This is a genomic window from Bacillus sp. 01N42_2 (assembly GCF_056399565.1).
Map to the genome: position 1 here is coordinate 755,200 of NZ_JBFTRO010000001.1, position 14,816 is coordinate 770,015.

Annotated in this window: 13 protein-coding genes and 2 pseudogenes; 6 read left to right on the forward strand and 9 right to left on the reverse strand. The window is 42.2% G+C overall.

Annotation, left to right across the window (positions count from 1 at the left end; genetic code table 11):
• Positions 1 to 32 precede the first annotated feature (32 nt).
• Together AC1DN5_RS03890 and AC1DN5_RS03895 are read right to left on the reverse strand one after the other, a co-directional pair.
• On the reverse strand, positions 33 to 542 hold the full coding sequence (locus AC1DN5_RS03890) for a DinB family protein (RefSeq protein WP_060963822.1): 510 nt from the start codon (positions 540 to 542) through the stop codon (positions 33 to 35).
• Between the two features lie 50 nt (positions 543 to 592).
• Positions 593 to 1,804 carry an MFS transporter gene (locus tag AC1DN5_RS03895; RefSeq protein ID WP_366969938.1) on the reverse strand — a complete coding sequence of 404 codons (1,212 nt, stop codon included), beginning with the start codon at positions 1,802 to 1,804 and terminating at the stop codon, positions 593 to 595.
• A 287-nt stretch (positions 1,805 to 2,091) separates the two neighbouring features.
• On the opposite strand from AC1DN5_RS03895, the gene AC1DN5_RS03900 reads away from it, so the two are divergent.
• Positions 2,092 to 2,967 (forward strand): LysR family transcriptional regulator, encoded by an 876-nt coding sequence (locus AC1DN5_RS03900; RefSeq protein ID WP_366969939.1) that lies wholly within the window; start codon positions 2,092 to 2,094, stop codon positions 2,965 to 2,967.
• Positions 2,968 to 3,083: 116 nt separating this feature from the next.
• Here the strand turns inward: AC1DN5_RS03900 and AC1DN5_RS03905 are convergent, their stop codons facing one another.
• From AC1DN5_RS03905 to AC1DN5_RS03925, 5 genes are all read right to left on the reverse strand, one after another.
• Positions 3,084 to 3,452: a DUF1304 domain-containing protein gene (locus tag AC1DN5_RS03905; protein ID WP_064778469.1), complete on the reverse strand. Its 369-nt coding sequence runs from the start codon at positions 3,450 to 3,452 to the stop codon at positions 3,084 to 3,086.
• A gap of 30 nt (positions 3,453 to 3,482) precedes the next feature.
• Positions 3,483 to 4,121 (reverse strand): nitroreductase family protein, encoded by a 639-nt coding sequence (locus AC1DN5_RS03910; protein WP_004393039.1) that lies wholly within the window; start codon positions 4,119 to 4,121, stop codon positions 3,483 to 3,485.
• A gap of 13 nt (positions 4,122 to 4,134) precedes the next feature.
• Complete coding sequence (locus AC1DN5_RS03915) at positions 4,135 to 4,569, reverse strand: MarR family winged helix-turn-helix transcriptional regulator (protein WP_016937339.1); 435 nt, start codon at positions 4,567 to 4,569, stop codon at positions 4,135 to 4,137.
• Positions 4,570 to 4,706: 137 nt separating this feature from the next.
• Positions 4,707 to 5,585, reverse strand: a complete 879-nt coding sequence (locus AC1DN5_RS03920) for a YitT family protein (RefSeq protein WP_016937338.1) — start codon at positions 5,583 to 5,585, stop codon at positions 4,707 to 4,709.
• A 184-nt stretch (positions 5,586 to 5,769) separates the two neighbouring features.
• Positions 5,770 to 6,222 carry a MarR family winged helix-turn-helix transcriptional regulator gene (locus AC1DN5_RS03925; protein ID WP_016937337.1) on the reverse strand — a complete coding sequence of 151 codons (453 nt, stop codon included), beginning with the start codon at positions 6,220 to 6,222 and terminating at the stop codon, positions 5,770 to 5,772.
• A gap of 120 nt (positions 6,223 to 6,342) precedes the next feature.
• Between AC1DN5_RS03925 and AC1DN5_RS03930 the strand changes: the two genes are divergently transcribed.
• The 4 genes and pseudogenes from AC1DN5_RS03930 to AC1DN5_RS03945 all read left to right on the forward strand — a co-directional run.
• Positions 6,343 to 6,777 (forward strand): GNAT family N-acetyltransferase, encoded by a 435-nt coding sequence (locus AC1DN5_RS03930; protein ID WP_016937336.1) that lies wholly within the window; start codon positions 6,343 to 6,345, stop codon positions 6,775 to 6,777.
• Positions 6,778 to 6,905: 128 nt separating this feature from the next.
• Positions 6,906 to 7,124 (forward strand): annotated as a pseudogene (locus tag AC1DN5_RS03935) (EamA family transporter); the annotation flags it as partial.
• Positions 7,125 to 7,238: 114 nt separating this feature from the next.
• On the forward strand, positions 7,239 to 8,216 hold the full coding sequence (locus tag AC1DN5_RS03940; protein ID WP_327814956.1) for an HD domain-containing protein: 978 nt from the start codon (positions 7,239 to 7,241) through the stop codon (positions 8,214 to 8,216).
• Between the two features lie 2,021 nt (positions 8,217 to 10,237).
• Positions 10,238 to 10,405: pseudogene (locus tag AC1DN5_RS03945) on the forward strand (DUF255 domain-containing protein); the annotation flags it as partial.
• A gap of 92 nt (positions 10,406 to 10,497) precedes the next feature.
• Here AC1DN5_RS03945 and AC1DN5_RS03950 read toward each other — a convergent pair.
• A complete protein-coding gene (locus AC1DN5_RS03950) occupies positions 10,498 to 11,364 on the reverse strand; it encodes an EamA family transporter (RefSeq protein WP_016937333.1) in 867 nt (288 codons plus the stop codon).
• 322 nt (positions 11,365 to 11,686) lie between these two features.
• On the opposite strand from AC1DN5_RS03950, the gene AC1DN5_RS03955 reads away from it, so the two are divergent.
• Positions 11,687 to 13,756, forward strand: a complete 2,070-nt coding sequence (locus AC1DN5_RS03955; protein ID WP_366969940.1) for a thioredoxin domain-containing protein — start codon at positions 11,687 to 11,689, stop codon at positions 13,754 to 13,756.
• Here the strand turns inward: AC1DN5_RS03955 and AC1DN5_RS03960 are convergent.
• Positions 13,753 to 14,649: a CPBP family intramembrane glutamic endopeptidase gene (locus AC1DN5_RS03960; protein WP_366969941.1), complete on the reverse strand. Its 897-nt coding sequence runs from the start codon at positions 14,647 to 14,649 to the stop codon at positions 13,753 to 13,755. The two genes, AC1DN5_RS03955 and AC1DN5_RS03960, sit on opposite strands and share 4 nt — an antisense overlap.
• Between the last annotated feature and the right edge of the window lie 167 nt (positions 14,650 to 14,816).

Consider the following 14,816-nt stretch of genomic DNA (forward strand, 5'->3'; position numbering starts at 1 on the left):
ATATAACAAGACAGCCGACTTGGCTGTCTTGTTTACTTTTTGTTTATATATAAATAAATACCGTAATCCGTCGGCACAGAAGCATACCCCATCTGTCTGAGCATGGCTGTTATATTCCCGCGATGATACGTTCCGTGGTTCACAACATGGAGAATCATATCGGCCGCCGTGGTTTTCATGATGTCACCTGACGGATGTTCTATTTCAAGGGAGAGATTGATATTTTCCTCCTTTTGCAAAAATAGTTGATATCGGTCTGATAATTCCAAAAATAGATCTTCCAGCTCTTCTATCTCTTTAGACAAGATGTCCTCTTTTTGCTGTTCAGCTGATTTCAGCGTATCCTCCAGACGCTCTCCGGAGAACACATCAAACCACCCCTTATCCGACAGATACACATGGGTCAATACACCGGCTATCGACGGAAAGACACTTTGAATCTCTTTACGGTACACATCCTCCGGAAGCTCTTTAAGCCGGGTGAATATTTGCTGATTTGCCCAAAGATGATAATCATACAATTGCAGTGCCAGATGTCCCACAAAACCCTCTCCTCTCTCGATACAGAACGTACGTTCCTGATTATACCACGCTACATGCGGCTCTGTACCGTTTTCTTCATTTGCAGCTGAGAAAACCCGATAAAGGCTGAAAATAATAAAAGAATCCCCGCGCTTATATAAATAAACCGCACGCCGAATACATCCGAGATTATCCCCGTTCCAATAATGGAAAACATAAAGATCAATTGAATGAATGCTGATCTCGCCGCTAATATATTGACCCGTGTCTGTTCGGTCGTGATGTTTTGAAGAAAGGTTTCCTGCGTCAGATCTCTTAATACGCAAGCCGGCCCCATACACAGCACCAGAAAAAGGGCCAGAACGGCACTGCTGGTCAATCCATAAATAAAAGTGAGCATTCCATACGCCAAGGCTCCCGTCAGCATAAGCGGAATGAGGCTGCGCTGAAACTTACCGGATAACCTATAGATGATCAATCCGCCGATCATCGTCCCTGCATAATAGGCTCCGTTCACATATCCCCACCACGCTTCTCCTTTTTGAAGGACGTCATGCACATAAGTTAAGGACACAGATCCGATCCATATCATGCCTGCCCACGATTCGATCACATCCATCACTATCAGGGCCCGCAGCTGTTTTTGCTTAAATAAATACACCCAGCCGCTTGCCGCATCTGCAAAAAGTGAACGTTCCCTGACTGCTGCCGTCGCACACATTCGTACTTGAAGAAACAGAATGATGCCCAAAACCGAAGAAACCAGTAACATTACAGTGATGATTATTGTATAGCTTTCTCCCAAAAACGCGATGATGACACCGCCCAGAGACCATCCGGCAAACTGAACGGTCTGATCCGCCGCAGATAATAAGCCGTTCGCCTTCGCCCTTTGATCAGGAGGAATGATTTCTCCAATCAGTGCGCTTTTTATCGGAGCGAACCAGCCGTTGCAAAAAGAAATCCCTCCGATCAGACAAAACAGCAGAAAAAAGAAAGCCGATGAACCGGCTTGGATTACATAAAACAAACAGACTAACAGTGTCACCTGCATCAATTGAGAACCGATCAACAAAGACCGAAGCGTAAACCGGCCGGTGACCAGCGGCAAAACGGCGCTTCCCAATACGCGACATACAATGCTGACGAACGTCATGAGAGAGGCCGCCGCCGTCGAACCGGTTTTTGTAAACAAAAACAAGATAACAGCCATTGTATAAAGTGAGAATCCTAAATTGATAGCGGTCTGGCTGTATAAAATAGAGTAATACGCCCTCTTCATATTATCTTCTCCAAAAGCTTCACTCCCTGATTATGTAAATCATACCATATTTGCCGATCAGCTCTCTTAAAAAACAGAGTTCACTCCATCTATTAGTCTTTATGAGCAGAAAGGAAACTTTCAGCAAAAAAATAATGAAACACCCTGGCTCATAGCACAACGAAGGCAGATTTTCGGTTGTGTATATATTTTCCATTGCCATACTGGCACCTGCCCCTTATGATGTATAATGCATAATACATATATCTATAATGCCTATAAGTAATAAAATGAAAGAGGTGACATTGATGGAATGGGAACAGCTTGAATATTTCCAAACGCTCGCACAAACTGAGCATGTCACAAAAGCCGCAAAGCTATTGTCCATCTCACAGCCCGCACTCTCCCGCTCAATTTCCCGATTGGAAAACCACTTAGGCGTCCCGCTGTTTGACAGACAGGGCCGTTCGATTACATTGAACAAATACGGAGCAATGTTTTTAAAACGGGTTCAGACCATGATGAAAGAGTATACTGACGGCCGAGAGGAAATTCAGGCTTTATTACAGCCGGATCAAGGAGAAGTATCACTTGGATTTTTACATACACTCGGGACAGCCATCGTTCCGGATGTCATCAAGACCTTTCAGCAAAAACACCCCGGAATCGGCATTACATTAAGACAAAACCATTCCTATTGGCTGCTCGATCAGCTGAAAGAAGGTGAGCTTGATCTCTGCCTTCTCGCATCCACTAAACCCGAAAAATTGATTCGATGGGTGCAATTATGGAGTGAGGAACTCTTTTTATATGTACCGAAAGGACATCGGCTGGCGCATCGTGAAACCGTCACCCTGGACGAACTCGCCGAAGAACCTTTTATATTGCTGAAAGAGGGGTATGCGCTTCGAATGACGGCTGATCAGCTGTTTGAACAGGCGGATATCCATCCGAAGATTATGTTCGAAAGTGAAGAGGCGGCAACTGCGGCCGGCTTCACGGCCTCCGGTCTCGGTGTTTCCATCCTGCCTGATTTAAAAGGCTTGGATCAAAGCAACCTCTCAAAAATACGCATCAGCTGGCCAAAATGCCAGCGCGTGATCGGCCTCGCCTGGATAGAAGGCAGATTTTTATCTCCTGTTGCTGAAACGTTCAAACAGCATGTGATTGAACATTTCGGCTGAACAATGCCGTCCTGACGAAAAAAAAGCCGATGCGCACAAGCATCGGCGGCCGAACCTGTTCTTCAAAACAGAATAAAAAAAGAGGGCTTCCGAGAAGGAAGCCCTCACTCCGTCTGCTACGCCAATAAAAGAAAAATAAGCGCTAAAACAGCCGGAAGTCCTTGTTTTACGATAATTGATTTGTTTGAAGTAAAGCCGCCGAAAAGAGCGGCGATGACCACGCAGATGACGAAAAACAATTGAATCATATGGCCAATCGGATCAGCTCCGAGGATCAGCCCCCAAATGAGGCCGGCAGCCAGAAATCCATTATACAGACCTTGATTTGCAAACATGACCGCCACATTCCGATCACCTTCTAAATGCTTCGGCAATTTGAAGGACCGCTTAGCTGCCTTCGAATTGATAAAAAACATTTCAAGTATCATGATAAATACATGTTCTAAAGCTACAATTCCGACGAAAACAGCTGCAATAATGTCCACTGTCTCTCTCCCCTCAGCTTCACTTCAACCTTATTTCCATTGTGCGATCGTTTCGATAGGAAGACGGTAGGAAGCATATCCTTCGTCCGCCGCTTTTCCGATTGATAACAGCATGACCGGTACATAACGCTCTTTATCCATTCCGAAAACCTCGGCGATCTTTTCTTTATCGTAGCCGCCGATCGGGTTTGTGTCATAGCCGTGCGCGCGTGCCGTAAGCATCAGCTGCATGGAAACAAGGCCTCCGTCGATCAGAATCGTTTCACGGTTCACTTGCTCCGGAAGTTTTTCAAAATGTGCCGTCAACGCAGCGATTTGTCTGTCTTTTACTTCCTGCGGCATGTAGCCCAGTTCGACAGCTTTTGAATAAATTTCTTCTAAATAGTCATCACTGTTCATATCTGCGAAAACCGCGATCACCGCAGATGATGTGCTGACTTGTGTTTGGTTAAAGCTGGCAAGCGGCGCGAGTTTTTCTTTTCCTTCAGGGCTGTCAATGACAAGGAAACGCCATGGCTGCGCGTTAACTGAAGACGGCGCTGTCGTTGCTTCTTCCAAGATTTGAGTCATTTCTTCTTTGCTGATTTTTACAGCCGGATCGTAATTCCGAATGGAACGGCGGCCTTTCATAATGTCCATAAAGTCGTTTGTTTTCAGTTCTGTTTTCATGTGTAATACACTCCTATGCTTTCATATTTTCTATATTATTCTGCATCTGCGACAATACGTTTTTTAACATACTGCGTTCTTCCGCGCTGACACCGGCAAGCATTTCCTTTATGAAACGCTCCTTCTCTTTTTTGGAAGTCTCAATTCTCTCCCGTCCCTGTTCAGTAAGCCGGACAAGTATAATGCGGTTGTCCTCAGGTTTGCGTCTTCTTGTGACCATTTCTTTGGTTTCAAGCTGTTTCAAGTGTCTTGTAACAGCCGCCCCATCAATATTCACCTTTTTCTGAAGATCGCTTTGACTGATCTCGTCGACGTGAAAGAGCACGGCGAGAAGCTCAAGACGGGATTGGCTGATTCCGGTGCACGCTTCAAACTTCGCTCCGATTACTTTATGCAGTGATTGAAGCTGATATAAAATCTCGCCTTCCTCTGAACAACATGCTGTCAAAACCCATCCCTACTTTCTTTTGCGCAATTAATTGACTAGTCAATGTTTGATATATCAATAATATACATCCGTTATTCTTTTTTTGCAAGTGTTTTCTCCTTTTTAAAAAAAGCTGCCGGTGAACGGCAGCTCGCTTCTTAATGATTATGAACTTTTCTGAAATTACTGCCTTTTACTTCAGCTACATCATATACCGTTACAAAGGCGTGCTTATCAATGTCATTAATAATTTCCTTCAGTTTGGTCTCTTCCAAACGGTTGATGACACATGTGATTTCTTTGAATTTTTCATGAGAAAAACCGCCGTATGCTTCTTTATACGTAGCGCTTCGGCCTAATTCCTCACGAATGGTTTCGACCATTAATGCAGGCTCGTTGGTGATAATCTGAAATGTTTTCGAACCGCTTAAGCCTTCCTCAACCACATGAATCACCTTAGACGCAATGTAGTAAGCAATCACGGAAAGCAAAGCGCCTTGCAGCCCGAATACAAAAGAAACAAAAATAAACACAAAGATATTTAAAAATAAAATGAGGTCGCTCGTGCCGAACGGCAATTTCCGTGACAGCAGCACGGCCAGCATATCAATTCCGTCTAATGCGCCGCCGTTACGCAGTGCCAAGCCCATTCCCAAGCCGAGAATAATCCCGCCGACAACGGTGATTAACAGGGTGTCTCCCTCGATGATAGCCGGCGTGTGATGGAAAAAGCTTGTACCCGCGGCAAGTGAGACAATGCCGATAATGGATAGGAACGCAAAGCCTTTCCCGATTTGCTTATATCCCAACCAGACAAACGGTATATTGATCACCGCAATTAAGATCCCAAGAGGCAAATGAAACAGCTGTGAACCGACAATGCTGAGTCCGGTCACCCCTCCGTCAGATACACTATTCGGAATCAATACGGTTTCCAGCCCATACGCGGCAATGATACCGCCGATGATGACCATGATGGCCCGTACGATTGATTTTGCTTTAAATTTCTTACGTTTTTGTTTTTCGATTGTATTCATATCATTCCCCGCTTCAATTATTTTGTCTTATTTAAATATACCATAATTGATACTTTTCGTTAAAAATAAGCCGATCAGCCGATTGTGAAGCAGGAACCGAGGAAGGTGATTTTACAGATAAAGTATCCATTTACGGCTTTAATCATTCAAAACACAACCACACAGTAAAAGTAATTATTATCCATTAATAATCCCTTTTGTTTCCCTTCTTCACATATTCCCAATCATGTTCTATATTTTTTCTCACCCGCTGAAGAAGGCTGAAAATGGTTTCTTTTTCTTCAGATGTAAAGCCGGCCAAGGCTACTTCCGCAGAGTGCTCTCCTTCTCTTTGCAATAACGGATAAACCTTTCTTCCTTTTTCGGTCGGGAACAGTTTTTTTATTTTTTTATTTTGATCATCAGGACGCTTTTCAATAAACCCTTGTATTTCCAGTTTTTTTATCGCTCTCGCCGCTGTTGTTCGGTCAACTTTAATCATTTCCGCCAATTTTTCCTGTATTATTCCCGGGTTTTCACATATACGAACAAGATAGAGATACTGCCCTTTTGTTAAGTCTAATTCTTTAAATTCTATATTGCTGATGGAATCCAATGCCCGTGCAATCATGCCGATTTCCCGCAAAATATCAGTCATATCTTTTCAAACCCTTCGTATTTTTGTTGCATTTACAATATAATTGTTTTATCGTTACTTCTATAAGACCACAAGCAAGCCGTGCAGTCCAGACTAATATGTGAAAAGGATTGGTTAATGATGAGGATAAAAAGAATAACGACGGAAATTGATTTACAAGCAGCGCTTGAGATTAGAAAAGCAGTATTCATTGAGGAACAGCAAGTACCCGAATCCGATGAGTTTGATCAGTTTGATACGCTTCAGGAACAATGCGGGCATGTCTTGGTTTATCATGAAAATCAGCCTGCCGGCACAGGACGCGTCCGCATCGTAAACCATACAGGCAAGCTCGAACGAATCTGCATCCTGAAGCCTTACCGCAAATACGGGTTGGGCAAAGCAATCATAAGCGAATTAGAAAACATGATAAAAGAAAAAGGCATCACTCAATGTAAACTGCATGGACAAACACAAGCGGAAGGCTTTTATCACAAACTGGGATATCAGACAGATTCACCGGAATTTATGGAAGACGGTATCCCGCATGTTTTAATGACAAAAGAGTTGGTTTAACCGAATAACAGCAAAACGGCTGTATGAATTATTTACCGAAAGCCTTCTATAAAGGCTTTTTTTCTTATCCTGAAACCCACAACTAAAAGGAATGTATTCGCAGCCGGTGCTTGTCACAAATGGCCGCCCCAACGGTTATCCCATACTTTGCACTTGCATACGTCACTTCAATCGTCGGCGCTTCAGAAGCATCCATTTCACTTTACGCAACACCCGCTTTATCCTTACTCATTTCCTGGTTTTGGATAGGCGAAGCGCCCGCCTTTATTTCTCTTTTAGGCGGAACAGTTACAGTCGTCGGGGTGTGTTTTATCTATTTGGAAGCAAATAAAATCAGGCTTAACTGAATTTTTCAGAATTGTGATATGTTAAGTATATCAATATTAAAAGAAAGAAAATCCATGATGCGATAGGTTGCAGCTTCTTTGCCATGCTTGGCGCATAAAAGGGGTGTAAGGAAAATGAAGATAACAGATAGTATTTATGGCGATTATGTTGTAGATGGAATTCTTGAAGAGCTTATTTTCAGTCATCCAGTACAAAGACTAAAAGGTATTTACCAAGGAGGAGCAAGTTATGTTGTGAATCAAAAGTGGAATGTCACGAGGTATGAACATTCCATAGGCGTAATGCTTCTCATAAAAAAATTGGGCGGCTCTTTAGAAGAACAAATCGCAGGTTTACTTCACGATGTATCTCATACTGCATTTTCACACGTTATTGATTTTGTGTTTAACAATAAAAATGAGGATTATCACGAAAACATTTATCATCATATCATAACTGATTCAGAAATCCCCCATATTCTCAGTACATATGGATTAAATTACAAAGACATTCTATTAGACAACTCTAATTGGAATTTGCTCGAACAGCCAGCTCCTGAGTTATGCGCTGACAGAATCGATTATACCTTAAGAGATATGTATCGGTACGAAAACATCACAATGGAGGAAGTTGATCATTTCTTAGATCATCTAATAATTAAAGAAGGAAAAATATACTTAAAAGATATAAAAACTGCTGAATGGTTTGTAAGAATTTATTATAAAGAGGTTATTGATTTCTTTATGAATCCTCTTAATATTTACGGTTATGATTATTTGGCTAAGACTTTAAAAACCGCCTTGGATAAAGAAATCATTAACATAAACACACTGCTCGGAACAGATGAAGAAGTAATGGACATCTTGCGTTCTTCCGGAGATATAGATGTGAAAAATCTTGTAAGCCGCTTACATCGACGAGTCATTGTTAAAGAAGATAAGGCTGATTATCATTTGCATCGTAAGAATAAAATGAGGATTATTGATCCGTCTGTATTCTATGATGACAAACTTATCGCTTCCTCTGCATTATCAAAAGAAATTAAAACGATGAACGAAAATGCTAAGAAAAAAGCTGAGGAAGGGATGTATGTAAAAATAATTTCAAACTGATTTACCTCTTGAGCCTGCTTCAATCATTAGGCAGACGCAGGGAACAGTGAAAAAGTAAAACACGAAACAAGCCCATCCTTGTCAGCATCGGCTATTCGACTGTCATTGGTGTCACTATAACTAGAAAGTTACAATAAGTGTATAAAGCTCTTTCTTAACGCATATGCGTTTCCGTTCCAAAATCGGAACCATTGCCAATTTACATTTATCTTTAAATTATTTATTAGTAAGAAACAATTCTCTTTTTTATTAGAGGGGAACCAGCATGCCTGTTTTTAGGAATTCCTTTCTGCACTGGCCCCCCTCAAAGATTAACTCTCTGTCATACCTAATGATAAATAATTCTTAAATTCCTTCTATTAGAGAGTATTGGAGTTACTGGTATGATCTCGCCATTAAATGGATCTCTCAGTTTAAAAACATAAATTCGGTGCTCATTTCCAGGAGCCCCTCGCCCTCTTGATTTTTTTTGATCAATAATATCCGCAGGATTATTTGGATTAAGTATCCAATGAGAATACCAGATCTGTCTTACATATCTTCTGTTCGTACTCTGAGGGCGTTCATTGAATCTACAGTGGTTCGTTGCCCCTTGCCAATATAGGTATCTGCCATTACTGATTTCATAACGATTATTTACAAAAAACCTAATTCCGACACATTCACCTGGATAAATGATGTCAGGTATATTATAATGGCTTTCCCGGTGACAATTGGCATCTCTATATTTCGTATAAGGAGTTACTCTAACACTTTGTAATCGGTTTCTGTTAATGAATAAATACTGCTGGGTGACTTGACCAGTTATAGGATTAACCGCTAAGTGACTGAGAAGAATGCCCTGATAAGCCGACAAGTTTGTGTTTTGAACACTTGTGGTTACATTGATGGTGTTGTTCGTTATACTTGTGACGCCACCTACCAATCTTCCGTTATGAACACAATAGCCATTCCTGCATGAAGCTCCGCTGCTCGCTCGGTATGACACTCCTACGCATGTTCCACGTACGATAACAACCAAACATACCACTTCCTCTCATTTGATCTGCTTACTAACTATGAATATCAGGATCTGTTTGAATAAATAATTATTTTCTCACACGCCCAATTTTTTTACTTTTTCCATTCGTTACTGTTAAAAACCATCAAGTGGTTTCCCGAGGTTCCACACCGAAAGAACTGGATCAATTCCTAAACCAAATTCCCCAACCATTCACTCCTCTTCCTCAATGAGCAAAAAAAGGAAAACAGCATTGGAATGCCCAGTGTGCCCAATCTGTAAGAACGGCGAACCTAGCCATTCTCTCATTACCGTAACTAGAGTTGGCAACACGCATAACATTGTTAATACAGTTTCAGGATATAGTTCAGTTTTTTGCAATATTCTCAGAAACAGCAACTCATTTCTTGACTCAAGCGGCTGCTTTGAATTCTTGCACTGAATTAAGTGTATGGACGGGCTATTTCATCTATTTTATATCTCGCTTCTTATGCAACTCTTAGATTAATCCCTCGTACCAACTTGACAAAAAATACACCTCCAGTTTTTTTATAGAATATGAAAAAACGATCTTAACGAATTGGACTTATGTTTCTTTTACTAAAAATGTGCTATTCAATATTATTGTTTTTTGACAGATTTTAAGCACAAAAAAATGAGCAGACATAAAGTCTACTCTTCCAACTTTGTTTCTTTTCCTTTAACCAAGTCGGCCGCCGTCACCAAAGGTTTATTAAATCAATTCAATACATATAATCTCCTTCAGTTAAATCATATATCACAAAAGCTCAAAGCTAACAAAAGAACAGAATTAGTAATTTGTTTATTTGCAACGTAACTTAACATAACCACTCTTTCCGGAACACACCACAAAAAAACTGTCGCAGACCAGTGGGGACTAACCCATAATATGGGATAAATGAAAAACACCTTCACGTTTGAAAGGGGAAATATTTAAAGTATTTAATTTTATACTTGTGGTACAGTAAGAATGAAAAACAAATTGAAAGCGGATGATCCCATGCCAAATAAAAGCAAACCCAACAGTTTAATCACAGAGAAGTCTCCATATCTCCTCCAACACGCCCACAACCCAGTAAACTGGCACCCTTGGGGAGAAGAAGCCTTTGAAAAAGCGAAACACGAAAACAAGCCGGTCCTTGTCAGCATCGGCTATTCGACTTGTCATTGATGCCACGTTCGTATAACTACCCTTAAAAAAACAGACAAGACAATCTTCAAATTTGATTATCTTGTCCCGGCATTAATTGCAGTTGTTTTTTATGATTGTCTAACATTACTAACAATAATTCCACTTAATATAAGGATAACTCCCATCCATCGCGACCAACCTACACTTTCACCCAAGACCAATGCAGACATGGAAACAGCTACTGGAAGTTCAGATGCTGTTAAAATTGTCCCAAGTCCAGGACCAATATGAGGCATTCCTATGGAATATAAAAGAGGAGGGAGGAAAACTCCAAACAAACCTAGTATAAATCCATACGGTGCAACTCCCGCTAGCGTGGGTAAGTCCAATAAATAAATTGGTGGGAATATCAAGAATACAACCACTAAAGCACCTGTAGAAAGAAATGCACTTTTTAGTAATGGGGGAGTATCTTTCCCTACTGAACCACTGAGAAAAAGTGACGTTGCAAATGTTAAAGCAGATAAAAGTCCCCAAATTGTACCTTGCCATGATAATTCAATTCCGCCTTCAGAAATAATACCTCCTGCTAGTATGGAACCCACTAAAAGAATAAATATTGATATAAGTTTTTCTTTGTTTGGTTTTCTCTTATAGATTATAAGCTCGAAAAGTGTACCAATCCAAATGAATTGAAATAGTAAGATAATAGCCAGTGACGCATTAAGAGTTTGTAATGAATGATAATAAAATGCACCTGTCAGACCGAAAGGAATTCCCGATAACAGTAATTTGAGTGTTTGACTTCGGGTGACATTTTTCTTTTTTGTAAATAAAACAAGAATCCAAGTAATTAAGGTTCCAAATAAATATTGTCCGCCTGTTACCTCTGTCACCGAATACCCTGCTAAATAAGCTAGTTTAACAAACATAGATAATATTCCATAACAACATCCACCTAAAAAAACAATTAACGCATAATGCCATTTCTTCAAAGTTTCCCCCTCCTTTTTTTTGCACAAAAAAAACCACACAATTGTCTACTGACAGTTGTGTGGCGAAAATAGAGTTCTCTCTAGAAAAATCCACGTCCTAAATAAAGGTTTTATTATTCAAATTTGAATTTATTATAAAATCAACAACATTAGTTGTCAATGGGGTGATTTTTCACTTATAGAAGAGCTTTCGCGCTATTAGAGCAAAAATTCAAGTAAAGATTACCCTCACGAAAGTAATCGTTGAAATTATGTTATAAAATTAGGGAGATCGCTCATAATAAATTAAATAATAATCTTTACTACGAAAGAAGGTGATCCCATGCCAAACAATAGCAAACCCAACAGTTTAATCACGGAGAAGTCACCGTACTTACTTCAACACGCCCACAACCCAGTAAACTGGCACCCTTGGGGAGAAGAAGCCTTCGAAAAAGCGAAACGCGAAAACAAGCCGGTTCTTGTCAGCATCGGTTATTCGACTTGTCATTGGTGTCACGTAATGGCTCACGAGTCCTTTGAGGACGAAGAGGTCGCCGGTATTCTAAATGATAAATTTATAGCCATCAAGGTTGATCGTGAGGAGCGGCCTGATGTCGATTCCGTGTATATGAGAATCTGCCAGCTGATGACGGGGCAGGGCGGGTGGCCGCTGAATGTGTTCATCACACCTGATCAGAAGCCGTTTTATGCGGGGACATATTTTCCGAAGACGAGCAAATTTAACCGTCCGGGCTTTATCGATGTGCTTGAACATCTGTCCGAAACGTTTGCAAACGACCGGCAGCATGTCGAGGATATTGCCGAAAACGCTGCCGCTCATCTTGAAGTCAAGGTTCACCCGGCTGAGGGCATGCTTGGCGAACAGGCGGTCCATGACACGTATCGCCAGCTGGCCGGCGGGTTTGACACGGTGTACGGCGGGTTCGGCCAGGCTCCGAAGTTTCCGATGCCGCATATGCTCATGTTTCTGCTTCGCTACTACAGCTATACGGGTAAGGAACAGGCATTGGCAGGCGTAACCAAGACACTCGACGGCATGGCGAACGGCGGTATTTTTGACCACATCGGGTTCGGCTTTGCCCGCTACTCGACTGATAATGAATGGCTCGTGCCGCACTTTGAGAAAATGCTGTATGACAACGCCCTTCTCCTGACCGCATATACCGAAGCCTATCAAGTCACGGGCAATGAGCGCTACAAACAGGTTGCGAGGCAGATCGTGACGTTTATTCAGCGGGAAATGATGCATGAAGACGGCAGCTTTTTCTCAGCCTTAGACGCTGATACCGAAGGCCGTGAGGGGAAATATTACATATGGTCAAAAAAAGAAATCATGGATCTTCTCGGTGATGAACTCGGCTCGCTTTATTGCAAAGTATATAACATCACAGATCAAGGCAATTTCGAAGGAGAAAACATCCCGAACCTTATTTTCACGCGGCGTGAGGCCATCCTCGAAGAGACCGGCCTCACCGGACATGAGCTGACCGAACGTCTTGAAGGCGCAAGAAAAAAATTGCTGGAGGCGCGGGAAAACAGAAGCTATCCGCACACAGATGACAAAGTGCTGACCTCATGGAACGCGCTCATGATTGCCGGGCTGGCAAAAGCCGCAAAGGTATTTCACGAGCCGGTCTTCCTCAGCATGGCGGAAACAGCGATCCGCTTTCTCGAACGTCACCTCATGCCGGACTGGCGCGTCATGGTCCGCTACCGTGAGGGCGAAGTGAAAAACAAAGGATTTATCGATGATTACGCTTTTCTCCTCTGGGCTTACCTTGACCTGTATGAAGCGGATTTTGATGCGTCTTATCTGCAAAAAGCGAAAACGTTATGTACAAGCATGCTGGATCTGTTCTGGGATGAAGGACACGGAGGTTTCTTCTTTACGGGGAATGACGCCGAGACTCTTCTTGTCAGGGAAAAAGAAGTTTATGACGGAGCCGTGCCTTCCGGAAACAGCGCGGCTGCCGTCCAGCTGCTTCGCCTCGGCCGCCTGACGGGTGATGGATCACTGATCGAAAAAGCAGAAGCCATGTTTTCTGTTTTCAAACGGGAAATAGAGGCCTACCCGAGCAGCAACGCTTTCTTCATGCAAAGCGTACTGGCGTATACAATGCCGCAAAAAGAAATCGTTGTGTTCGGAAGCAAAGATGATCCGGACAGAAAGCGTTTCATTGAGGCGCTTCAGGAACATTTCACTCCCGCCTATACGATTCTCGCCGCGGAACATCCGTCAGAGCTTGCAGGCATTTCTGATTTTGCCGCGGGTTATCAAATGATTGACGGTAAAACGACGGTTTACATTTGTGAAAATTTTACCTGCCGCAGGCCGACGACGGATATTGATGAAGCGATGAACACATTACAAATCAGCAGCAGAGCCTAGGCGGCCTGCTGCTTTTCTTTTTTCACAAAACGGAACGCGAGCCATGCGAAGATGATATTAATCACCAGAGTCGATATGCAATCAAATATTTCATAGCCGCCGGCAGCTGTTGCAAATAGCGACGGAATACCGCTGTACACCGAATGATCCTCTGTGAGAAAGATAAATAAAAACATATTATTGGCAGCGTGACCGCCCAAGGACATCTCCAGACTGCCTGTTTTAATCGTGATAAAGGTCCAGATCATGCCGATGGTGACATATCCGATTCCCGCCCAGAGCGCCCCGTTTTCCATCTCCGGATTTCCGAAATGAAGTGCGCCGAATAATCCGCCGACGATGACAGTCAAAACCACCGCATTTGCCGTCAGTTTTCCGGCGAACTGAAGCAGAAAACCCCGAAAGAGAAATTCCTCCGCGGAGGTTTGAATCGGCACCAAAAAGATGGCTGCCGCTAACAGCAGCAGAAAGCGTGAAGCATGGAATTCCTGAAGCGAGAAGCGATCCGGATGGATTGAAAAATCAATCAGCCCCGCCATAAACATCAACAAAAAGTAAGTGCCGAATCCAAAGAAAATCCGCTTCCAGTTCAGCGACTGATTCGGTGTGATGATGGATAAAAACCGCCGTTTCATAATGAAACGAACTGCTATCCAAATGCCCGGGATGGCTATGAAATAGACGATATGCTGTAAATAAATATCCGCCAGCGGGTCACTTAATGCCGCTTCATCCCAATCTATTGTCAATGAAGGATTGAACTCGGACGTGAGAAACATATAAAACACGGTCAATATGCTTCCAAAAAAGAACAAACCCACAATGACCAACAGAGAAAGGAGATATCTCCACACACTATTTCTTCCTTCTGCGGGCCTTATAAACATATTCATATTTATGCATCAACTTCCTTTCCTTCAACATTTTACAATATAAACAGAATCAGATATAGAAAATGTTATATATTTTTAAGAAGAAAGCGCTATGCCGTTTCCTTCGGCTCTGGTTATTTGCACTCTGTTTTTGCCATAAAAAGACCTTTATAATGTATTTGTCAGAT